This is a genomic window from Nitrobacter sp. 62-23 (assembly GCF_001897285.1).
GTDB lineage: Bacteria > Pseudomonadota > Alphaproteobacteria > Rhizobiales > Xanthobacteraceae > Nitrobacter.
This window is the reverse complement of record NZ_MKSM01000109.1, coordinates 1-21,874: the sequence shown is the minus strand read 5'-3', so window position 1 is coordinate 21,874 and position 21,874 is coordinate 1. Positions and strand designations below refer to the sequence as shown.

At 61.8% G+C, this 21,874-nt stretch carries 21 protein-coding genes; 15 read left to right on the top strand and 6 right to left on the bottom strand.

What is annotated here, in order from left to right; translation table 11 throughout:
• Positions 1-7: 7 nt before the first annotated feature.
• Positions 8-3,178: an efflux RND transporter permease subunit gene (locus tag BGO16_RS11620; protein ID WP_292618882.1), complete on the top strand. Its 3,171-nt coding sequence runs from the start codon at positions 8-10 to the stop codon at positions 3,176-3,178.
• Positions 3,179-3,287: 109 nt separating this feature from the next.
• Here the strand turns inward: BGO16_RS11620 and BGO16_RS11615 are convergent, their stop codons facing one another.
• Entirely contained in the window at positions 3,288-4,217 is a 930-nt protein-coding gene (locus BGO16_RS11615) for a hypothetical protein (RefSeq protein ID WP_292618880.1), read from the bottom strand.
• A gap of 744 nt (positions 4,218-4,961) precedes the next feature.
• The gene (locus BGO16_RS11610; RefSeq protein WP_292618878.1) at positions 4,962-5,111 is read right to left on the bottom strand and encodes a hypothetical protein; all 150 of its coding nucleotides are present in this window, start codon (positions 5,109-5,111) and stop codon (positions 4,962-4,964) included.
• A gap of 648 nt (positions 5,112-5,759) precedes the next feature.
• Here BGO16_RS11610 and BGO16_RS11605 point away from each other — a divergent pair.
• Together BGO16_RS11605 and hisS are read left to right on the top strand one after the other, a co-directional pair.
• Positions 5,760-5,993 carry a hypothetical protein gene (locus tag BGO16_RS11605; RefSeq protein ID WP_292618877.1) on the top strand — a complete coding sequence of 78 codons (234 nt, stop codon included), beginning with the start codon at positions 5,760-5,762 and terminating at the stop codon, positions 5,991-5,993.
• Positions 5,994-6,290: 297 nt separating this feature from the next.
• A complete protein-coding gene (gene hisS / locus BGO16_RS11600; protein WP_292618875.1) occupies positions 6,291-7,832 on the top strand; it encodes a histidine--tRNA ligase in 1,542 nt (513 codons plus the stop codon).
• A 197-nt stretch (positions 7,833-8,029) separates the two neighbouring features.
• Here hisS and BGO16_RS11595 read toward each other — a convergent pair whose 3' ends face one another.
• On the bottom strand, positions 8,030-8,560 hold the full coding sequence (locus BGO16_RS11595; protein WP_292618873.1) for a DUF3617 family protein: 531 nt from the start codon (positions 8,558-8,560) through the stop codon (positions 8,030-8,032).
• A gap of 55 nt (positions 8,561-8,615) precedes the next feature.
• A complete protein-coding gene (locus BGO16_RS11590) occupies positions 8,616-8,906 on the bottom strand; it encodes a hypothetical protein (protein ID WP_292618871.1) in 291 nt (96 codons plus the stop codon).
• 233 nt (positions 8,907-9,139) lie between these two features.
• On the opposite strand from BGO16_RS11590, the gene BGO16_RS11585 reads away from it, so the two are divergent.
• From BGO16_RS11585 to BGO16_RS11570, 4 genes are all read left to right on the top strand, one after another.
• Positions 9,140-9,595, top strand: a complete 456-nt coding sequence (locus BGO16_RS11585; RefSeq protein WP_292618869.1) for a hypothetical protein — start codon at positions 9,140-9,142, stop codon at positions 9,593-9,595.
• 219 nt (positions 9,596-9,814) lie between these two features.
• The gene (locus BGO16_RS11580; protein ID WP_292618913.1) at positions 9,815-10,510 is read left to right on the top strand and encodes a ribonuclease T2; all 696 of its coding nucleotides are present in this window, start codon (positions 9,815-9,817) and stop codon (positions 10,508-10,510) included.
• A gap of 185 nt (positions 10,511-10,695) precedes the next feature.
• Complete coding sequence (rlmJ, locus tag BGO16_RS11575; RefSeq protein ID WP_292618867.1) at positions 10,696-11,550, top strand: 23S rRNA (adenine(2030)-N(6))-methyltransferase RlmJ; 855 nt, start codon at positions 10,696-10,698, stop codon at positions 11,548-11,550.
• Positions 11,551-11,721: 171 nt separating this feature from the next.
• The gene (locus BGO16_RS11570) at positions 11,722-11,937 is read left to right on the top strand and encodes a cold-shock protein (protein WP_292618865.1); all 216 of its coding nucleotides are present in this window, start codon (positions 11,722-11,724) and stop codon (positions 11,935-11,937) included.
• A 280-nt stretch (positions 11,938-12,217) separates the two neighbouring features.
• Here BGO16_RS11570 and BGO16_RS11565 read toward each other — a convergent pair whose 3' ends face one another.
• The gene (locus BGO16_RS11565) at positions 12,218-12,838 is read right to left on the bottom strand and encodes an outer membrane protein (protein ID WP_292618863.1); all 621 of its coding nucleotides are present in this window, start codon (positions 12,836-12,838) and stop codon (positions 12,218-12,220) included.
• Between the two features lie 261 nt (positions 12,839-13,099).
• Here BGO16_RS11565 and uvrC point away from each other — a divergent pair, with 261 nt between their 5' ends.
• The 6 genes from uvrC (at position 13,100) to BGO16_RS11535 (ending at position 19,309) form a co-directional block, all read left to right on the top strand.
• A complete protein-coding gene (uvrC, locus tag BGO16_RS11560) occupies positions 13,100-15,181 on the top strand; it encodes an excinuclease ABC subunit UvrC (protein WP_292618912.1) in 2,082 nt (693 codons plus the stop codon).
• 133 nt (positions 15,182-15,314) lie between these two features.
• Positions 15,315-15,932 carry a CDP-diacylglycerol--glycerol-3-phosphate 3-phosphatidyltransferase gene (pgsA, locus tag BGO16_RS11555; RefSeq protein WP_292618861.1) on the top strand — a complete coding sequence of 206 codons (618 nt, stop codon included), beginning with the start codon at positions 15,315-15,317 and terminating at the stop codon, positions 15,930-15,932.
• Positions 15,929-16,180 (top strand): molybdopterin converting factor subunit 1, encoded by a 252-nt coding sequence (gene moaD / locus BGO16_RS11550; protein ID WP_292618859.1) that lies wholly within the window; start codon positions 15,929-15,931, stop codon positions 16,178-16,180. Before pgsA ends, moaD begins: the two co-directional genes overlap by 4 nt.
• A 21-nt stretch (positions 16,181-16,201) precedes the next feature.
• The gene (locus BGO16_RS11545; RefSeq protein WP_292618858.1) at positions 16,202-16,681 is read left to right on the top strand and encodes a molybdenum cofactor biosynthesis protein MoaE; all 480 of its coding nucleotides are present in this window, start codon (positions 16,202-16,204) and stop codon (positions 16,679-16,681) included.
• Positions 16,681-17,712: a 50S ribosomal protein L3 N(5)-glutamine methyltransferase gene (gene prmB, locus BGO16_RS11540; protein ID WP_292618856.1), complete on the top strand. Its 1,032-nt coding sequence runs from the start codon at positions 16,681-16,683 to the stop codon at positions 17,710-17,712. The genes BGO16_RS11545 and prmB overlap by 1 nt, the downstream gene beginning before the upstream one ends.
• 178 nt (positions 17,713-17,890) lie before the next feature.
• Positions 17,891-19,309, top strand: a complete 1,419-nt coding sequence (locus tag BGO16_RS11535) for an MATE family efflux transporter (protein WP_292618855.1) — start codon at positions 17,891-17,893, stop codon at positions 19,307-19,309.
• Between the two features lie 30 nt (positions 19,310-19,339).
• Here BGO16_RS11535 and BGO16_RS11530 read toward each other — a convergent pair whose 3' ends face one another.
• Positions 19,340-20,452 (bottom strand): branched-chain amino acid aminotransferase, encoded by a 1,113-nt coding sequence (locus BGO16_RS11530; protein WP_292618854.1) that lies wholly within the window; start codon positions 20,450-20,452, stop codon positions 19,340-19,342.
• Between the two features lie 247 nt (positions 20,453-20,699).
• On the opposite strand from BGO16_RS11530, the gene BGO16_RS11525 reads away from it, so the two are divergent.
• Entirely contained in the window at positions 20,700-21,245 is a 546-nt protein-coding gene (locus BGO16_RS11525; RefSeq protein ID WP_292618853.1) for a MarR family transcriptional regulator, read from the top strand.
• The coding region (locus BGO16_RS11520) for a response regulator transcription factor (protein ID WP_292618852.1) at positions 21,242-21,874 on the top strand (633 nt) is incomplete at its 3' end. The genes BGO16_RS11525 and BGO16_RS11520, both read left to right, overlap by 4 nt.

Genomic DNA, 21,874 nt, shown 5'->3' with positions numbered 1-21,874 from the left:
ACCCGTCATGATCTCAAAATTCTTCATCGAGCGGCCGGTCCTGTCCAACGTCATCGCGATCTTAATGATCCTGATCGGCGCCGTCTCCCTGTTCCGCCTCTCCGTGGCACAATACCCCGATGTCGTGCCGCCAACCGTCCAGGTCACGACGCGTTATCCCGGCGCAAGCGCAAAGACCGTCATCGATACCGTCGCGCTGCCGATTGAGCAGCAAGTCAATGGCGTCGAGGATATGCTTTACATGCAGTCCTTTAGCAGCGCCGACGGTACTTATTCACTGACGGTCACCTTCAAGATCGGGACCGACCTCAACTTCGCGCAAGTGCTCGTCCAGAATCGCGTTTCGAGCGCGCTGTCCTCGTTGCCCCAGCCGGTCCAGAACCAGGGTGTGACCGTCCAGAAGAAGTCGACGGCTATTCTTCTGTTTGTAACGTTGACGTCGCCGAACGCCACCTATGACAGCCTGTTTCTGAGCAACTACGCCACTATCAACATCAAGGACGAACTGTCTCGTCTACCGGGTGTCGGCAATGTCACCGTTTTCGGAGCCGGCCAGTATTCAATGCGGGTCTGGCTCGATCCTAACAAGCTGCAGGCGCGCGGATTGATGCCTCAGGACGTCATCCAGGCGATCCAGCAGCAGAGCCAGCAGGTGACGGCAGGACAGGTCGGAATGCCGCCGGCGCCGTCCGGCCAGGCGTTTCAGTATACGTTGGACATCAATGGCAGGCTCGACGATCCAAGTCAGTTCGAGGACGTCATTGTCAAGACGGGAGACAATGGCGACGTCACGCGGGTGAGGGACGTCGGCCGGGTCGAACTCGGTGCCCAGACCTATAGCCAGATATTCTCCCTCAATGGAAAGCCTGCGACGGGTATTGGCGTATTCCAGTCTCCCGGCGCCAACGCTCTTGATGTCGCGAAAAGCGTCCAACAGAAGATGGTCCAACTGGCGAAGGCCTTCCCGCAAGATGTCAGGTACGATACTCCGTTTGATACGACCAAGTTCGTGTCGGCCTCGATCAACGAGGTATACAAGACACTGATCGAGGCGGGACTGCTCGTCCTGGTCGTGATCCTGATCTTCCTTCAGGACTGGCGCGCGATGCTCGTACCGGCAACCACCGTGCCTGTCACGATCATCGGTGCCTTTGCGGCGATGGCGGCGCTTGGGTTCACGGTCAATATCTCGACCCTGTTTGCGATCGTGCTCGCGATCGGAATCGTCGTCGACGATGCCATCGTCGTGGTTGAAGGCGCGGCGCACAATATTGAGCGCGGAATGACGGGACATGACGCGGCGATCAGCGCCATGAATCAGTTGTTCTCGCCTATCGTCGGCATCACGCTGGTCCTGATTTCGGTGTTTCTGCCCTCTGCCTTTCTGCCAGGCTTGACGGGCAGGATGTACGCGCAATTCGCGCTGGTGATTGCCGCCACCGCGCTTTTAAGTGCCATCAATGCGGCGACATTGAAGCCGACACAGTGCGCGTTATGGCTCCGACGGCCAGCACCGCCGGAACAGCGCAACCTTTTCTATCGTAAATTTAACTCCATCTATGACCGCCTAGAACGCGCCTATGGACGGCTCATGGTTCTCATGACGAACCATAGCGGTCTCTGCGTCATTCTGGCGCTGATCCTGATCGGAGCCAGTGGCTATGGTCTCTCGCGCGTGCCGACCGGATTCATTCCGATCGAAGATCAGGGATATCTGCTTGTTACCGTGCAATTGCCCGATGGCGCGGCGCTCGAGCGGTCGCAACGCGTCCTCGATCGGGTCAACGAGCTGGCACGCCAGACGCCCGGCGTGGATCAGGTCATCACCATCGCGGGCATCTCGCCGCTCGACAACAATTCAAGTCTTGCCAGTGCCGGAGTGTCCTATGTCATCCTGAAGGACTGGAGCGAACGCGGAGCGGGGCAGGATCTTCGATCGCTGTTTACGACGCTGAATGAGAAGATGTCCCAGATCGAGGAGGCACGGATACTTGTGCTCCCGCCGCCGCCGATCCAGGGAATCGGCAACGCTGCCGGCTTCGCCATGCAGGTCCAGTTGCGAGACGGCAATGCCGACTACAGCAAGCTCCAGGCGATTACGGGGGCCGTTGTCACCAATGCGCAGGCGCAAAGCGCGCTTCAGCACGTCAGTTCATCGTTCCGGTCGATGGTGCCTCAATTCGATGTTGAGATCGACCGAACCATGACCCAGACGCTGCATGTGACGATCGACCAGATATTCTCGACGCTGTCGTCATATATGGGCACCACCTACGTCAATCAGTTCAACAAGTTTGGCCGCACCTTCCAGGTGTATGCTGGGGCTGATGCGCAATATCGTCTGACAACGGGCGATATCGAAAGAATGATGGTGCGTAACAGCCAGGGCAGCATGATTCCGCTGGGCACGGTCGCAAATATCACGCCGTCAGTCGGTCCGTCGCTGATCAGCCTGTACAATCTCTATCCCTCGGCGGCCGTGATCGGCCTGCCAGCGGCAGGTTATAGTTCAGGCCAGTCGATGACGTTGATGGAAGAAATCGCCGACAGGACCCTGCCGCCGGGATCGGGTTTTGAATGGACGGCGATGTCCTATCAGGAGCAAATCGTCGGCGGGCAGATTTACTGGGCGTTCGGCCTGGCGCTGTTACTGGTTTACCTTGTCTTGGCCGGGCAATATGAAAGCTGGTACGCACCGATTTCCGTCATTCTGGCGGTGCCGTTATCGCTGATCGGCCCGATATCGGTATTGAGTGCGTTGCGCATTGAGAACAATCTCTACACCCAAATCGGCATCATTCTCCTGATCGCGCTATCAGCCAAGAATGCCATTTTGATTGTCGAAGTCGCGCTTGAACTTCATGTGCGCGACCGCAAGCCGTTGCTCGAGTCGGCCGTGGAAGCGGCGCGAGCCCGGTTCCGGCCGATTCTCATGACATCGTTTGCCTTCATCCTTGGCGTGGTGCCACTCGTGCTGGCGACCGGAGCAGGAGCCAGTGCTCGCAAATCAATCGGCATCACCGTATTCTCAGGCATGATCGCATCGACGTGCTTGGCCGTGTTGTTCGTGCCGACCTTCTTCGTGGTGGTGCAGCGGTTTGAGAATTGGCTGAAATCCCGGAAAAAACGGCCAATCGCGGCGACCACAGCACCAGATGCGCCAAACACCGCGCCGTAAGTGGCTTCGAGGATCCTTGTAATGAGGGCGGGCACATGTGCGACAGCCGCGTATTGCGGGAAGGAACCGTGACACCAGCCCTTCGAGGCGACCGCGCCGGCGGTCGTGCTCAGTTGCGCACGAAATAGAGGGGCGTCCTGAAGGTGACCCGGTAAGCCGGCGCCGGCACCCACATGATCTCCGCCGTCACGCCGAACAGGCGGTTGTCGTTGTCATCCATGCGGTCGAGATCGAGCCGCAGGACCGGCTTTGTAAAAGCCGCGACATGCACGAAATTCGATAGCTGAGCACCTCCGAACGACTGCACACCGACGCGGCCGGTAAATTTCCAGTTATTCGGCCATTGGTAGTAGCCGCCGACATAGCCGGTGATGCTCGGATGGAGCCTTGCCAGCGGGTGACCGATTTCTACGTGTACATCTTGTACACCGGCGAGCCATCCGCGGGTCCCGTCCTTGTCGAAGGCGTAGTCGAATTCGAAGATATTGTTGAAGGTCGTCGTGGCAAGCGGCCCGTTGGGAATTACCTGCGTAATGGTCGATTGCCAGGTCAGAGTTGGAATTGAGCCGCCGTTTTGCTTGTAGAGGTCGGCCTGAAACCCGATGTGCCAGCTGGTGATTGCTCCCGGCGACCAGCCGGTCAGGGCGGTACCGGTCGAACTGGCTGACACACCAGCATAGAGCGACACGCTATCGGTTACATCAATGGTCATCGGAACATCGACGACCACGCCTTGGGCGGAGGGTAGCGTCAAGCCGCCCGCAGCGGTCGTGTTGGCTCGAAATAGCGCAAGCGATTGCAGTGCCGTGACCAGAGCAGGATTGCCAAAACCGATTGACAGTGAGCCGACAGGTACGCGGGCGTAGGACGTTCTCAAATCGAGGTAGATGTTGGGCGTCGTCGAGGCGCCATTGTCATCATCATCTTTGGTAAAGGCAAAACCGGTAAAGTAGATGCAGATCACACCAGCGAGCGCCGCCTTCAGGCACGTCGAAGATCTGGCGCCTCTTCGATTTCGAAGTGTCACAGCAACCTGCATGATGCTTTCTCGGAGCAGATGTGCCGAAGCTTATATCATTCGGCACGCAAAATTGCCCCCTGCGTCGGGGGGGCGTTCAAGGTGCCGGTCAACACCTACATGATGGATGGCCCGATAAACTATCATCACTCGGGCGCCGCGCCGGTCTAAGTGTCGAGCCGTGCCGGCGCTGGGCAGATCAGGAGGGCCCGGCGGACGGCGGCTGGGAAGCCGACGGCGAGATGGTTCGCGGGGCCTATACGCTGCACGCTTAAATACTGGAAGAGGATCGATGCCGGTGTGGGCCAGCGGATCGAGGATGAGTCCGCGCCGGCGTGGCGCCCAAGGCTACGCAGGGTATCGGGCTGCAGAAGGTATCGGCAAAGGCTGATGACCGGTGGCTGCGGCGTTTCTCCAAGCCTTGCGGCCACCGGCCGGCGTCCTGTCGATGGAGGTAGCCGCGGGCAGAAACCCGGTGGCTCCCGCCATCACGAGGCCGAGGATATGAGCCGCCACAAAGGATCAAAGCGGGACTGTAGCGCCCGAAGAACGCCGCCGCTGCAAGTGCCTCGATAACCTCTTGAAGACGGTTATCTTCAGACGGCCCTGAGCCGATTTACAGCCCAGGCCTTTTTACAGCCCAGGCTTTTTTCAATTTTCAAGCCGATTGATGGTGTGTCTCGGCGAGCGAGCAATGCCGGCCCTCCGTGCCGGCTTGATCATCGCCGTACATATTTTTATGCGCTGAATTTGGAACGACCGGGATCATCCCACGAATACGCCGACTGCGATCATTCCAACGACAATGAGACCAAGACCCCCGACCAGCATCGGCAGCAAAGTGCTCGTGAAATCCGTCGATGAATGATCGTCATCGACATGAAATTGCTCATTGTATCTGTTGAGTGTGGTCATGATGCTTCTCCTGTGTGAAAGACCGCTCACGGTTCTTGCCAAGACAATCTCGTTCACGGTCGGGCCATTCTCTTCAACATACTGCTATGGTTTCAGTCGTGGATCGCGATCAGCGAGTTTGGGATCGCGACATCTGCCCGGTCCAACCTTGCTTCAGCGAATTTCGCCGAGGAATTGATGCCGGCCGCTCGAGGTTCGTATTAAGATATATTCACAATATATCTTATAGGCATCGACCGCAACCGAGCGTCGGCGATTCGATCGACAACTTTTTGTGACGGTATCCAGCGTCTTTTGATGCGCATCGCAGTTCCGGCGAACTGCAGGACGTGATCAGCAGCGCAATGATGTCGCCGTGGGGATCCTGGACTCGATCAACTCGGGCTGAACCCGATCTGAGGATCGACAGGCTGCAATTCCGGTGAATTGATCCAGTTACGATACAGCGTTATTGGCCTGCCAGGTTGCCTTCAGCATCGCATGCCGCTCGGGTCCGCGTGGAAGCGAGCCAATCTTTTGGCGGGGATCATCTGCAACCTTTTTTGGCGTGGCGGGTTTGGACGTGGCGTCAGTCATTTCGGATTCTGGCATCCGATTTGCTCCGACATCAGATCATGAGAGGCAGTTGTAGCGTATCGGAGCACTCCTATGGGGACCACATCCCATTTTGAAACTTTAACCATGCACCACGTCCTGATTCAGGAAAGAACGAAACAGCTTATTTCCGATTTGCGGGGTCTGATTCATCTGCTCGACCGCAACATTCAACTCGCCGAGAAGGCGCAAAACTCCGGCATTCCGAATTTGGACCGCCTGGCATCGGCACGAAAACTCAAGGGCCGGAAAGACGCTTTGATCGCCACGATCTGTCGATTGCGGTAGCGATAACGGGACGAGGGGCTCTCCTCCACTTGTTCGGCCGCTTGTCGCCTGCGATCTCCGGCAGGGGCGAGATAGTGTCTTCCGCCCCCGGGGAAAGCCCGTATCCCGATAGACAATTCTTGACGGCGCGGGCAGGCGTCAAGAAACTCCCGTTCGCATCTTGCCCTTTCCAGGGAATGCAAAGGGGGGCGGGATGAAAGCCTGCCTTGCCCGTTCACGCCGTGGCTGGTAACCCGTGTCGCGCTTCGTTGACATACGACGTCAGCGCCGTTTGTTCTCAGCCGCCCGTGTGAGTTCATGTCCGACAAGAAACCGAAGAAGCCGCAAAAGCTCCGCGCCCGCCTGCCGCGCGGGCTGGAGGATCGCGGGCCAGCCGCGATCGACGCCACGCGGCAGATGGTGGAAAAAATCCGCGCGGTCTACGAGCGTTACGGCTTCGAGCCGGTCGAGACCCCCGCGATGGAATACACCGACGCGCTCGGCAAATTCCTGCCCGATCAGGACCGCCCCAATGAGGGCGTGTTCTCGTTCCAGGACGACGACGAGCAGTGGATCAGCTTGCGCTACGATCTCACCGCGCCGCTGGCGCGTTATGTTGCGGAAAATTTCCAGAACCTCGCGCTGCCCTATCGCAGCTATCGCGCGGGCTACGTGTTCCGCAACGAGAAGCCCGGACCGGGACGCTTCCGGCAGTTCATGCAGTTCGATGCCGATACGGTCGGCTCGGCATCGCCTGCCGCCGATGCCGAGATGTGCATGATGGCCGCCGATACCATGGAGGCGCTCGGCATCCCGCGCGGGCAGTACGTCGTGAAGGTGAACAACCGCAAGGTGCTGGACGGGGTGATGGAGTCGATCGGACTCGGCGGTGATGAAAATGCCGGACGACGGCTGACGGTGCTAAGGGCGATCGATAAGGCTGACAAGTTTGAATGGAGTGAAATCGAAAAATTATTGGGTTCGGGACGTAAGGACGACAGCGGCGATTTCACTAAGGGTGCTAATCTCGACGAAGATCAAATCGAAGCAATTCGTCAGTGCTTGAAGTTCAATGTTACCGTCAATCTACTCCCCGACGGTAAATGGCATAGGCACATGGACGGCGAACTTCCCAAGAAGTTTTGCGGCATGACGGGCGCAGCTACAATGAATGCTGCCCTTTCAGAGTTGGGCGACATTGCCGAATTCGTCATTTCAAGCGGTTACAGCGAAGATCGCATCCGCATTGATCCTTCCGTCGTGCGCGGTCTCGAATACTACACCGGTCCTGTCTATGAGGTCGAACTGCTGTTAGAGACGAAAGACGAGAAGGGCCGTCCCGTTCGCTTCGGCTCGGTCGGCGGCGGCGGGCGTTATGACGGCCTCGTCTCGCGTTTCCGCGGCGAGCCGGTGCCGGCGACAGGTTTTTCCATCGGCGTCTCGCGGCTGCAGGCGGCGCTCACCATGCTCGGCAAGCTTGATACCAAACCGCAGCCGGGGCCGGTGGTCGTCACCGTGTTCGGCGGCGACATCGCGGGCTACCAGAAAATGGTCGCGGAGTTGCGGAGCGCGGGCATCCGCGCGGAGTTGTATCTCGGCAACCCGAAGCATTCGCTCGGCCAGCAGATGAAATACGCCGACAAGCGCCACTCGCCGTGTGCCATCATTCAGGGCACCGACGAAAAGGCGCGTGGCAAGGTGCAGATCAAGGACCTGATCGCGGGCGCCGGGCTGACCTCGATCGAGGATCGCACCGAGTACCTGAAGAAGCAGGCCGAGGCGCAGATCGAAGTCGGCGAAAGCGATCTCGTCACGGAGGTGCGCAAGATCCTTGATAAGCACGACGTGAAGTGGGGTTGATCGTCATGCTCGACCTTGCGCGGGCAGCCACGTGCTGAATGTGAAGACCTGACAACAGAAAAAGCGGATGGCCGGGACCATGGGCCAGCGAAGCGACGCCATTCTTCGAGCGGCTATGCCCGGCCATGACATCAGACAAGCGAAACAAAGCCTGAGCCTGTTCCCCGCAAGGGCGAGGAAGGGCCACCGCCTGATATCTACTTCGGCGCCATCGACTTGAATTTTTCAAGATCGCGCATGTTCATCTTGAAGCCGCCGGGCATCACCACATCGCCAGGTTTCTGACCTTCCTTGCAGTCGCCGGCCCATTTTGCTGCGATGGTGATCTTGCTGTCGCGGGTTCCGAGCTTGCCGCCTTCGCTGCGCGATGTGACCGTTACCGTGTAGGCGGAATTGAAATCACCCGTGGTTTCGGCGTGCGATGTCACGGTCGCGCCGGCCAAGGTACAGACCGAATCCATGACATAGCCGGTCGCGGTTTTCTGGACGTTGGTCTTCGAGCAGTCCTGCTTGGCGGAGGGGGCGAATTCCGAGGTGAATTCGCGGTCCACGGCTGCGCTGGTGCACTGCTGGACCGTCACTCCCGGCATTTTGGCGCTGCCGTGATCGACTTTGATGTCCCATAATCCGGCCTTGCGCAGTGGCAATTGCACCTCCGCCCATGCCGGCGCTGCCAAAAAAAACAGCAGCGGCAGGAAGGGAATCGAGAGTCGAAGAGACCGTCGCATCGCATGCTCCGTCAGTGGATAATCAGGCTCGCAAACGTGGGATCGCGCTGCCGGCTCAATAGCGGGTCCGCAGCGGAGGCTGGTCGGGTCCATAAGGCACCCACCGGCAGGCGAACGAGATGTAGCCGCCAGGATAGGCCTGGACACCGAGGACTTTCGCCACCTTGCCGTAGCGCGCGCAGTGATCGACCGCGATCACGCGGACATCGCCAGTTCCGGCCAGCGAATAGGAGATGATGCCGCCGGTGTCGTTGCCCTTGACGGGCGGCACCCAGTCGGCCCGTGCCGGTCCGCAAACCAGCGCGCCTGTCATCGCCGCCAGCAAAGCCGTTCCGAGCAATCTCATCGTCATCTCCATCGTTGCCGATTCAAGTCTAGAACGCCGCGCGAGCCATGAAAAGAACGGCGGCCGGTGGATATGGAGTTAGGCGGCGGGTGTTGCCGCGCCGCACTTGACCTTGCGCGGGCTTCGCGGCACCGTCTCTCGTGGCGTGAATTTGACATTCGCTACCCGCTTTGCAACGGGATGCAAATGTTAGAATCGGACCACCAGCCTCGGACCACCGGCGGATGCTCTCTATGCGCAACCTTATCACATCCTTGAAGAAAGCCGGCTTTGGCGCTGTGCTCGGCGCAGTGTTGGGGCTGTTTGGCGCCTTGCCGACGGCGCAGGCTTTCAATTTCCCTGTGTTCGGACCGAGTTATGAGGGCCGTTTGCCAGGCTGCGAGGCCGGGCTGCCGGTCATCACGTCGCAATTCTGGGAAAAGGAACGCGCCTTCTGGAATTCGCCGCTGCGGATCACGGCCTATGGCAACGTCCATGAAACGGCGTTCCGGCCGTGGCAGTCCGACAACATCCCGCGCCGCTATTGCACCGCCGACGCGATGGTCAGCGATGGCAAGATCCGCACGGTGCATTATTCGATCATCGAGGATGGCGGGCTTGCCAGCATGGGGCACGGCGTCGAGTGGTGTGTAGTCGGCCTCGACCGCAACTGGGCCTACAATCCGGCCTGCCGCACCGCGCAGCCCTGAAAGGGCGTTCACGCCTGATGCAAGGCACGTCGTCCCGGCACGAATGACCCGGCAATTCATGGTGCTCGCGGCCGTCCCTCGGACGGCATCTCGCGCATGCCCCCCGGTACATGGAAACCGCTGCGAAGTTTTCCCCTGCGGCGTCCACCCGCTATGGTAGACTTGATTCTGCCGGTCTGCGTCAGGGACGCGGAACGGCGGGGCTGGGAGTTTGGCGTCATGAGGTGGGTGTCGCGCGCGGCCGCCGTGCCTGTTCTGTCGTGTCTGGCCCTGCTTGCAGGGTGGACCAGCGGCGCGGCGCAGGACCGTCGCCAGAACGCGCCAGGAGCGTTCGATTTCTATGTACTGTCGCTGTCGTGGTCGCCGTCGTTCTGCGCGGCTGCGGCCGAGCGCGGCAATACCAGTCGGTCGCAGCAGGCCCAATGCGGCGGACGACCGTACTCTTTCGTGGTGCATGGCCTCTGGCCGCAATACGAGCACGGCTTTCCGGATTATTGCCAGCGTCCCGCGCCGCGACTCGATCGTCGCATCATGTCCTCAATGCTGGATTTGATGCCGGCTCCCGGCCTGATCTATAGCGAGTGGGACAAGCACGGCACCTGCTCCGGCCTCGATGCGCAGGCCTATTTCGAGACCGTCCGCAGGGCCCGCGCTGCGGTGAAGGTTCCCGCGGAATTCGTCGATCTGGAGGCGCCGAAGAGCATCGCGCCCGACGATATCGAGAGCGCCTTCATCCGGGACAATCCCGGGCTCAGCCACTCCGCGATCGCGGTGATCTGCGATCGCACCAGGCTCAGCGAGGTGCGGATCTGCATGAACAAGGACCTGCAATTCCGCGCCTGCGAGGAAATCGACCGCCGCGCCTGCCGCAAGGACCAGGTCGTGCTGCCGCCGGTGCGCGGGGGTGGTCTGTAGCATTCGCGGCAAGTCGTCCCCACGAAGGTGGGGACTCATACGCCGTGTCGTGCGATGGATGTATCGTTGTAGTTGAAATGCGCTGTGCCCTTCCTCGGTGATCTCTCCGCCTCGTCACTGACATCCGGGGATAGGTCCCCGCTTTCGCAGGGACGACCAGGGAGCGAACGCTCCGCGAAACCATCATGAACTATCGCCACGCCTTCCATGCCGGCAACTTCGCCGACGTCATCAAGCACATCGTGCTGGTCCGCATCCTGACCTATCTGCAGGAGAAGCCGGCGGCGTTTCGCGTCATCGACACCCATGCCGGCGCAGGCGTTTACGATCTCGGCGGCGAGGAGGCGGCGCGCGGCGGCGAATGGCTGACCGGAATCGCGCGGCTGATGCAATCGCGGTTTTCCGACCCCGTCGGCGCACTGGTCGCGCCTTATCTCGATATCGTCAGGGCCTTCAATCCGCAGCGCGGCCTGCTGTGCTATCCGGGATCGCCGCTGATCGCGCGCGCCTTGCTGCGGCCGCAGGATCGGCTGGTGGCCTGCGAACTCGAACCCGTCGCCCGTAAACAACTCATCGACGCGCTGCGTCGCGATGTCCAGGCCAACGTGGTCGATCTCGACGGCTGGACGGCGCTCTCCGCCTTCGTGCCGCCGAAGGAGCGGCGCGGGCTGGTGCTGATCGATCCGCCATTCGAGCACAAGGACGAGTTCGAGCGGCTCGCAGGCGGATTTGCCGCGGCCTTCGCGAAATGGCCGAGCGGCTGCTATATGCTGTGGTATCCGGCGAAAAGACGCCGCGCGACGGACGATCTGGCGCGCGGGGTCGGTGCTGCGGTCGGAGGGCGCGCCGACAAATGCCTGCGGCTTGAATTCAGCGTGGCCCCGCAGACCCCGGACGGTCCGCTCACCGCGGCCGGACTTCTGATCGTCAACCCGCCGTGGACGTTGAAGGCGGAGCTGAAGCTCATCCTCCCCGAGCTGGAGAAGCCGCTGGGGCACGGCGGCGCCGCCAGGTTCAGGCTGGAGGCGGTCGGAGGTTGAGCCGATCGCAACATGCAATTTCGTCATGGTCAGTTCGGCGGGAACCGTATTAAGCTGCCGCGCTTGCGACCGGCGGTGGCTGCGATGGCGGCATCGCCCGAGTGAATGTCAGGTCTCGTCGGCGCGCGGGGGCGCGGCGGCGAATGCAATGCGGCGAGAGGGGTTTTGCCGATGGCCATGACTGGAACGGTCAAGTTCTTCAACGGGGAGCGCGGCTACGGTTTCATCAAGCCGGATGATGGCGGCCGCGATGTCTTCGTTCACATCACGGCGGTGGAACAGGCCGGATTGACGGAATTGTCCGAAGGACAGCGCGTCACATTCGAGGTCGAGCCGGACAAGAAGGGCAAGGGCCCCAAGGCAGTCAATCTCGTGATCTCGCCCTGACCGGCAGCGCCGCGCGGCGGCCTGCGGAAAGTGCATGAAGCGTGCGCATTTTCCGGTGCACGCTGACTTCCGACATAAAAAAATCCCGGCCGCGAACGGCCGGGAGTTTGAAGCGGCTTATGAACCGGTCTGATTGAATCGCGCCGCACGCGCCCGTCATGCCGCGTATGTTGCGGGCATCCACGTCTTTGCACCCGGCTCTACAAGGAAGACGTGGACTGCCGGGTCAAACCCGGCACTGACGAATCGTCGAGATGTTCGCGTTTAAACGCGAAACGCGTCAGAAATGATAGTTCACGCCGGCGCGGACCAGTCCGGACTGATAGCTGTTGGGAGCGCCGGTGATCGAGAAGTTGCTGCTCGACAGGTCGACATAGAGATATTCGACCTTCGCGGTCCAGTTCTGGTAGATGCCGAATTCTGCGCCGACGCCCACGGTCCAGCCCGCACTGGTGTGGGATTCCGACAGCCCGAAGGTTTCGGCGCGCAGTTCGCCGAAGGCGAGACCGCCGGTGCCATAGACCAGAACGTTGTTGAAGGCGTAGCCGAGGCGGCCGCGCACTGTGCCGAACCATGGGTTGGAGAATTTCCACGGCGCGAAGGTATCGTCGGCGGCGCTGGCCTGGATGTCGCCTTCGAGGCCGAACACCAGCGGCCCGCTCTGCCAGTTGTAGCCGGCCTGCACGCCACCGAACACGCCGTCCGGCTTGGTGGCGCTGTTATGGACGCTGCCCCAGGCATAACCGAGGTTGCCGCCGAGATAGGGGCCCGCCCAGCTGAAGGCATTGAGCGGCTGATTGACGGTATAGGGCGAGCGGTAGGACAGATCCGCGGCCTGCGCGGTGCCGATCAGCGCCGTTGATGCCACGGCGGCCAATGCTGCGATCGTTGTCTTGCTCATTTCGATACTCCAACCCCTTGCCGTCGTTCCCGTCGTGACATTGCGAGTCGATCCGTACGGTTACGAATTCTGAAATTCCGTGCTTAGGATTTATCGAAAGTTTTAAGTTAAGCGGTTCTTAAGGCGGTGCCCCATCGGTCTTTTGTTCTTAAAAAAGTGTTACCGGCATGGCGGCGCGGGTTATTGGTGAAGGCGGCCTCGTACCGCCCGCCCGTCTCGCCGCCGCTGGCGTCCTCCGGCTTCATCGCTTAACTGATGGATATGACGAGCGATTCCTCCGACCCCGCAAAACCGGCCGGATCCGGACGGCCGCCGGGTTCCGGCGCGAACATGCCGCGGCAAGCGGAAACGGTGGAGGCGGGGCAGGATGTCGATCCCGCAACCGTCGAGACCGCCGGGGCTGTCGAGCCCGACGAGGACGACGAGGCGCGGCTGCCCGATGTCCAGGACGAGTCCACCGATGGGATCGAGGAGGGACCGCTCGCGGTCGGCCGCGCGGCCATCGCGCGCGCGGTTCGCCACGCCCCGACCTCGCCCGGCGTCTACCGCATGATGAACGCGGCGAACGACGTGCTCTACGTCGGCAAGGCCAAGAACGTGCGCAAGCGCCTGTCGTCCTATGCGCGGCCGACCGGTCAGGTGATGCGTATCGCGCGCATGATCGCGGCGACGTGCACCGTCGAGATCGTGTCGACCGGAACCGAGACCGAGGCGCTGCTGCTCGAAGCGAACCTGATCAAGCAGTTGCGACCGCGCTTCAACGTGCAGCTTCGCGACGACAAGTCGTTTCCTTACATCCTGATCACCGGCGACCACTGGGCGCCGCAGATCCTCAAGCATCGCGGCGCGCAGTCGCGGCCGGGACGCTATTTCGGTCCGTTCGCATCCGCCGGCGCGGTCGGCCGCACCATCACGGCGCTGCAGCGCGCGTTCCTGGTGCGCTCCTGCACCGACTCGTTCTTCGAAAGCCGGACGCGGCCGTGTCTTTTGTATCAGATCAAGCGCTGCTCGGGTCCTTGCACCGGCGAGATCGATTTCCCCGGCTATACGGTGCTGGTGCGCGAGGCGACCGACTTTCTGTCCGGCCGCAGCCGCGCCGTGAAGGAGGACCTGGCCCGCGCGATGGAGCAGGCATCACGCGACCTCGCTTTTGAGCGCGCGGCGCTTTACCGCGACCGGCTCGCGGCACTGTCGGCGATCCAGTCGCAGCAGGGCATCAACCCGCGCACGGTGGAAGAGGCCGACGTGTTCGCGATCCACCAGGAGGGCGGCTATTCCTGCGTCGAGGTGTTTTTCTTCCGCACCGGGCAGAACTGGGGCAACCGCGCTTACTTTCCGCGCGCGGAAAAATCCTTCACGCCGGAGGAGGTGCTGGGCGCGTTCCTCGCGCAGTTCTACGACGACAAGCCGCCGCCGAAACTGATCCTGCTGTCGCACCAGATCGAGGAGAGCGAGTTGCTGGCCGATGCCCTGTCGATCAAGGCCGGTCACAAGGTCGCGGTCTTTGTGCCGCGGCGCGGCGAGAAAAAGGAGCTGGTCGCCCATGCGCTGACCAATGCGCGCGAGGCGCTCGGCCGCAAGCTGGCCGATACCGCGACGCAGTCGCGGCTGTTGCAGGGTTTGGCGGCTGCCCTGGGTTTGCCGCATAGCCCGCGGCGCATCGAGGTCTATGACAACAGCCACATCCAGGGAACCAACGCGGTCGGGGCGATGATCGTCGCCGGTCCGGAAGGCTTTTTGAAAAACCAGTATCGCAAGTTCAACATCCGTTCCGAGAGTCTGACGCCCGGCGACGACTACGCGATGATGCGCGAGGTCTTGGAGCGCCGTTTCAAGAGACTGCTGATGCAGCAAGCCGCCGAGGACCCGGAGAAGGAAACGGAGCCGCAACGGCCGGATCTTGTGATCATCGATGGCGGCCTCGGCCAACTCAATGCCGCGCGCGGGATTTTCGATGCGCTGGGGCTGCGTGAGATATCGCTGATGGCGGTCGCCAAGGGCCCGGACCGCGATGCCGGTCGCGAAACCTTGTTCCTTCCCGATCGTCCGGCCATCAAGCTCGAGCCCCGCGATCCTGTTTTGTATTTTATCCAGCGATTGCGCGACGAGGCGCACCGGTTTGTCATAGGATCGCATCGCAAGCTGCGCAAAAAGGATATCCGGGAAGCCGGATTACAGGAGGTTCCCGGCATCGGCCCGGCGCGCAAGCGGGCGCTGCTGCATCATTTCGGAACGCTGAAGGAGATCGAGCGCGCCTCGGTGGCGGACCTCGGCAAGGTTCCGGGGATCAGCGCCGAAAGCGCCCGCAGGATCTTCGACTTTTTCCATGCCCGGCCCGCATGAGGGTGGATTTTGTTATGCGATCCGGCGGCTTTTTCGTATTAAGACCAACGGATAAGGCTTGAGCAGCGACCAAGGCGGCAAAATGCGTGGGTGGCCGGTTGACGTTCGCGCCACGACGGTATTGGTAAGACAAATGAGCACCGCCACCAGCCAGGCGACCGCGAGGCATATGCTGTCGCTTCCGAACATTCTCACCTGTGCCCGGATCGCCGCTATTCCGGTGGTGGTGGGCTGCGTCTATGCGCAATCGATCATGGACGGGCCGTTGCGCCTGCGCTGGGTGGCGCTCGGGGTGTTCATCGCGGCAGGCGTCACGGATTTTCTCGACGGCTACTATGCGCGGATCTGGGATCAGCAGTCCGCCTTGGGCAAAATGCTCGATCCGATCGCCGACAAGCTCCTGGTCGCCTCCTGCCTGCTGATGCTGGCGGCGGATGGCATCATCCATGGCTGGACCTTGTGGGCGGCGATCGTGATCCTGTGCCGCGAGATACTCGTATCCGGCCTTCGCGAATATCTGGCGGCGCTGCGCGTCAGCGTGCCCGTGACCAGGGTCGCGAAGTGGAAGACCACCGTGCAACTGGTTGCGATCGGCTTCCTGCTGGCTGGCGAGGCCGGTGACCTGATCTTCCCGTTCGTGACCCAGATCGGGCTTCTGCTGTTGTGGGTCTCCGCGATCTTCACCATCTATACGGGTTGGGACTATTTCCAGGCTGGTATTCACCACCTCATCGAGGAGGATGAAAAATGAAGGTGCTGTATTTCGCCTGGGTGCGCGAGCGGGTCGGCAAGGCCGAGGAGGCGCTCGATCCGCCGGAGGCGGTCGCGACGGTTGCCGATCTGATCGCATGGCTGTCGCAGCGGGGCGATGAATATGCCCATGCGTTCGAAAAGCCGAAGGTGATCCGCGCCGCGATCGACCGCATCCACGTCAAGCAGGACACGGCGATCGCAGGCGCGCGCGAGATTGCGTTCTTTCCGCCGATGACCGGCGGCTGATCTGTAACGAGCGGCGTCGCCATGACCATTCCCGTCACCATTCGCCTGCAGGAAGAGGACTTCGACGTCGCGCGCGAAATCGCGGCGCTGTCGCGCGGCCGCACCGATATCGGGGCCGTCGTGAGTTTCAGCGGCATCTGCAGAAGCGACAAGGTTGACGGCGAGGGTGGTGATGCGATCGCCGCGCTTGTGCTGGAACATTATCCGGGCATGGCGGAGGAAGAGATCGCGCGCCATGCCGAGGAGGCGGTTTCGCGCTGGCCGCTCACCGGCCTCACCGTCATTCACCGCTTCGGGCGGATTGTGCCGGGCGACAATATCGTTCTGGTGGTGACGGCCTCGTCGCACCGCGAAGCGGCGTTTCATGCGGCCGAGTTCCTGATGGACTATCTCAAGACTCGCGCGCCGTTCTGGAAACGCGAAGAGGGCTCCGCCGGATCAAGTTGGGTCGATGCCCATGATCGCGACGACACGGCTGCGGCGCGCTGGGCCAAATCCTGATGGTGACGACCGCCGCACGCGGCGGACGCTCGAAGGCCGCGATCCACAGTCCAACCAAAAAACGCCGGCCGGCGCGCGCGACCGTCAAATCCGGGACAACAAATCCGGACGAGGCCAAGGCTGAGGCAGCCGAACTCGCGACGATTTACGACTATGTCCGTTTAGCCGCCGCAAGGCTGAAGCAGGGGCGCGTTGCCTTCGCGCACGGCACTACCGATCCGGTTGCGGAGGCCGCCTTTCTGGTCGGCGAGGCCATGCGCCTGCATCCGGACGAGGTGGAGGTGAACGCCGCGCGGCGCGTGCCGAAGGCGGCAGGCCAACGCATCCTCGACTGGGTCGGGCAGCGCATCGCAACGCGCAAGCCCGCCGCCTACCTCGTCAACCGAATGTACATGCGCGGGTTGCCGTTTTATGTCGACGAGCGCGTGATCGTGCCGCGCTCGTTTATCGGCGAAATTATCGACTCGCATTTCGGACACGACGATGTGCTGCGTCTGCGCGACCCCGTAACCATCACTCGCGTACTTGATCTCTGCACCGGCTCGGGATGCCTTGCCATTCTGGCCGCGCGCGCATTTCCGAATGCGAGGGTCGATGCGGCCGATCTGTCAAAAGACGCGCTCGCGGTCGCCGCGCGCAATGTGCGCGAGCACGGTCTGGAAAACCGCATCACGCTGTTGCAAGGCGACCTGTTCGCCGCGCTCAGGGATCAGCACTATGATCTGATCATCTCGAACCCGCCTTATGTCGATGCGAAAGGCATGGCGGGCCTGCCGCGTGAATGCCTTGCGGAGCCGCGAATGGCCTTCGACGGCGGCGCCGACGGCATCGATCTGGTGCGGCGGATCATCGACGGCGCCAAAGCTCACCTCGCGCCCGGCGGCGGACTTTTGTGCGAGGTTGGTCGCTGCAAGCCGGTAATCGAGAAGGCGTACCCTGGTGCGGAATTCCTCTGGCTCGACACCGAGGAGTCCGAAGGGGAGGTGTTCTGGATCGAGGCGGCCAGGCTTGCCGATGTCGCGTCTGCATGACAGCCGGTCGGGTCGGCAGATCGCCCTGCGCTCGGGCCTCTGGCAAAATCGCCGGAGTTCACTTAATTAAGGGCGATCCAGCGAACGACGCATGAGGAACCTCCGGCGATACCGTCGGAGGTTTTTGTCGTCCGGAAAATGTTCTTCTGTTCGTTCTGCCGTGTTGATGACGGACCAAATGCTTTTTGACGCCCGCCAGAGCGCGCTGCTGCGCGAACCCTGGCTCGGAGAATTCCGGGCGACGCTGACGCTTGGCTGGCCGCTGGTCCTCACCAATCTCGCGCAAATTGCGCTGACGACAACCGATGTCATCGTGCTCGGTCGCGTCGGTCCTTCCGCGCTGGCGGCGGGAACGCTTGGCGTCAATCTCTACTTCGCGATCCTGATTTTCGGCATCGGCATCGTCACTGCGACGTCGCCGATGATGGCCGAAGCGTTCGGTCGTAAGCTGCATTCGGTGCGCGACGTGCGGCGGACGTTCCGGCAGGGACTATGGGCGTCGGTTCTGATTGCGGTGCCGAGCTGGTTGCTGCTGTGGCATAGCGAGGCGATCCTCATTCTGTTCGATCAGGAACCGCAGCTTGCGGCGGATGCTCAGGTGTTCGTGCGCGCATTGCAATGGGGCATGTTGCCGACGCTGGGCTTTATCGCGTTGCGATCGTTCTTCGCCGCGCTGGAGCGGCCGTTATCGGCCATGCTGGTGACGGCGGCCGCGATCCTGTTCAATATCGCCGCGAATTGGGCGCTGGTGTTCGGTCATCTTGGTCTGCCCGCGTTAGGGCTGCGTGGTTCCGGCATCGCGACGACATTGTCGAACACCTTTCTGTTCGTCGGGCTGGTGCTGGTGGCAAGCCTTGGCCGCAAGTTTCGTCGCTTCCATCTGTTCGGCAACTGGTGGCGCGCCGATTGGCCGCGTCTTGTCACGCTGTGGCGCGTCGGTCTGCCGATCGGCGCCGCGCTCGCTTTCGAGATCACGGTGTTCAATGCCGCCGTATTCCTGATGGGACAGTTCGGCACGGCCTCGATCGCGGCTCACGCCATTGCGATCCAGATCGCATCGGTCTCCTTCATGGTGCCGATGGGACTGTCGCAGGCTGCGACGGTGCGCGTCGGCCGCGCTTACGGCGCGGGCGACCGTGACGGGATCACCCGCGCCGGATGGACGTCCTTCGCGCTGGCGATCGCTTTCATGACCGCGACCAGCGTGTTGATGATCGCCGCGCCGCGATGGCTGATCGGTGCATTCGTCGACATCAACGATGCGGCGAATGCCGAGGTGGTCGGACTGGCGGTGTCGTTTCTGACCTGCGCGGCGGTGTTTCAGATTGCCGACGGCGCGCAGGTGGTCGGCGCCGGCATGCTGCGCGGCCTGCAGGATACCCGCGTGCCGATGATCTATGCCGGTCTTGGCTATTGGGGCTTCGGCATGTCGCTGAGTTTGCTGTTTGCCTTCAGGCTCGGATTTCAGGGCACCGGCATCTGGATCGGCCTGGCGTCGGGCCTCGCGGCCGTAGCTATCCTGATGATCACGCGTTGGACCAAGCGCGAGCGGCTCGGTCTGGTGCCTCGAAAGGAGATGCGATATCGCGAGGCTTGAGCGCAAAACAAGCCGATGAAGCGCCCCTGGTCACAGCACCTTGCGGGTCCAGTCGTGCGGGTCTGCCGCGCGTCCATACTGGATATCAACCAGTTTCTTGCGGAAGCCCATCGCGACGGGACCGGCGGCGCCGCCATTGATGGTGAAATCGCCATGCGCCGAGCACACCTTGCCGATCGGAGAAACGACGGCGGCGGTGCCGCAGGCGAAGGCTTCTTTCAGCCTGCCGCTGGCGGCGTCGCTGCGCCACTGGTCGATGGTGTAGGGTTCCTCGCGCACTTGCGTGCCGGACTCCTTCGCGAGTGTGATGATAGAATCGCGGGTGATGCCCGGCAGGATGGTGCCGAGCGGCGGCGTCGAGAGCGAGCCGTCGTCGAACACGAAGAAGATATTCATGCCGCCGAGTTCCTCGATGTAGCGGCGTTCGATCGCGTCCAGGAAGACAACCTGATCGCAGCCGCGATCGATGGCTTCGGCCTGCGCGCGCAGGCTGGCGGCATAGTTGCCGCCGCATTTGACGGCGCCGGTGCCGCCGACCGCCGCCCGCGTGTAATTCTCCGACACCCAGATCGAGACCGGCGCGGGCCCGCCCTTGAAATAGGAGCCGACGGGTGACGCGATGACGGCGAAGATGTATTCCGCCGAGGGCTTGACGCCGAGAAAGACTTCGTTGGCGATCATGAAAGGCCGCAGGTACAGGCTGCCTTCACCGCCGGGAATCCAGTCGCGGTCGATGTGCAGGAGTTGCTCGATGGCTTCGATGAACACGGGCTCGGGTAGCGGCGCCATCGCCATGCGCTCGGCCGAATTGCGAAAGCGTCTCGCGTTGGCGTCCGGGCGAAACAGGTTCACGCCGCCGTCGTCACGCTTGTAGGCTTTCAGACCCTCGAAAATCTCCTGCGCGTAGTGCAGGACGGCGGTCGCCGGATCGAGCGGGAAGCTGGCGCGCGCTTCGACCCGCGCGCCGTGCCAACCGTTCACGTGATTGTAGCGCACCACCGCCATGTGATCGGTGAACACCCGGCCGAAGCCGGGATCTGCGAGCTTTGCCTCGCGCGCGGTCGCGGGCGTCGGATTGGCCGTTGGCTGGACATCGAATGTCAACGACACCGCGCCATCGGTTTTTTCGAACGAAGCTCTCATGGTGTTCTCCGGCTTGAAAAAGGGTCTTCGCGTTGCAGGCTTTTGCCGCTCCGCGAAGTCCCGGTTTCCGCTTTGGCGGACGGCGCGAAGTCCAGTATGTTGCCGAAAGGCAGCTCGACCAATCGCACGACGAGGTGAGGGCCGATTGGTCTGCCGCTTGGCAGGGCTTTATCCGGAATTTCGCGGGACGATATAATATTTCACTGTGGATGTCCGGCTTGTAACATTGAGACCAAGATATGTCAACATGGCTGTCCTAAATTCTCCGACCCGCTCCGGCATAACGTCCGCCGATCCGCAACGGGCCGGAGAACGCCCCGTTGAGACGCGCTGGGACATCATCGAATTGCTGTTCTTCGCCTATCGCGACTTTGTCGGCGATCCCGACCATGTGCTGGAAGAATTCGGCTTCGGCCGCGCCCATCATCGGGTGATGCATTTCGTCTACCGTTATCCTGGGCTTAATGTTGCCGATCTGCTCGAGGTGCTGCGCATCACCAAGCAATCGCTGGGGCGGGTTCTCAAGCAACTCCTCGATGAAGGCTACATTGTGCAGAAAGCCGGCGACGCCGACAGGCGCCAACGCCTTCTTTTCGCCACTGCGAAAGGCGAGGCGCTAGTGGGAAAACTCGCAGGGTTGCAGACCGACCGGATCGTGCGCGCGCTGCGTGGTCTCGACGCGTCCGGCGCCGAGGCCGTGCGCAAGTTCCTGCTCGGGATGATCGACCACGATGATCCCGACAAGGTGCTGGAAGCGATCCTGCGGGCCGACGGCAAGATGGTGAAGGCATGACGGGAATGCAAACGGCAGGGATCGCGCGCGCGCCGGTGAGGCCTGCCGACGACGCCCCGCATCTGCTGCTGGTCGATGACGACCGGCGTATCCGCGATCTGCTGTCGCGCTTTCTGGCGGGGGAGGGTTACCGTGTCACCACGGCCATGAGCGCCAAGGCGGCCCGCTCCAAACTGCTCGGGCTGCATTTCGACCTGCTGATCCTCGACATCATGATGCCCGGCGAAACCGGCTTCGATCTCGCCCGGTTCATCCGTGCCTCGTCCGCGGTGCCGATCATCATGCTGACGGCCCGACACGAGGCCGAGAGCCGCATCGAGGGTTTGCAGATCGGCGCCGACGACTATCTCGCCAAGCCGTTCGAGCCGCGAGAGCTGGTGCTGCGGATCGGGAATATCCTGAAGCGCACGATGCCGCTGCCGACGGCGCGGACCGGATCGATCGCGTTCGGGCCGTATGTCTATCACCTGGACCGGGGCGAGCTGCGGCAGGGCGACGATGTCATTCATCTCACCGATCGTGAGCGCGAGATGCTGCGGGTGCTCGCCGCCACGCCCGGCGAGACGGTTCGCCGCGGTGAGCTGAACGGCGGAGGCACCGTCAACGAGCGCGCCGTCGATGTTCAGATC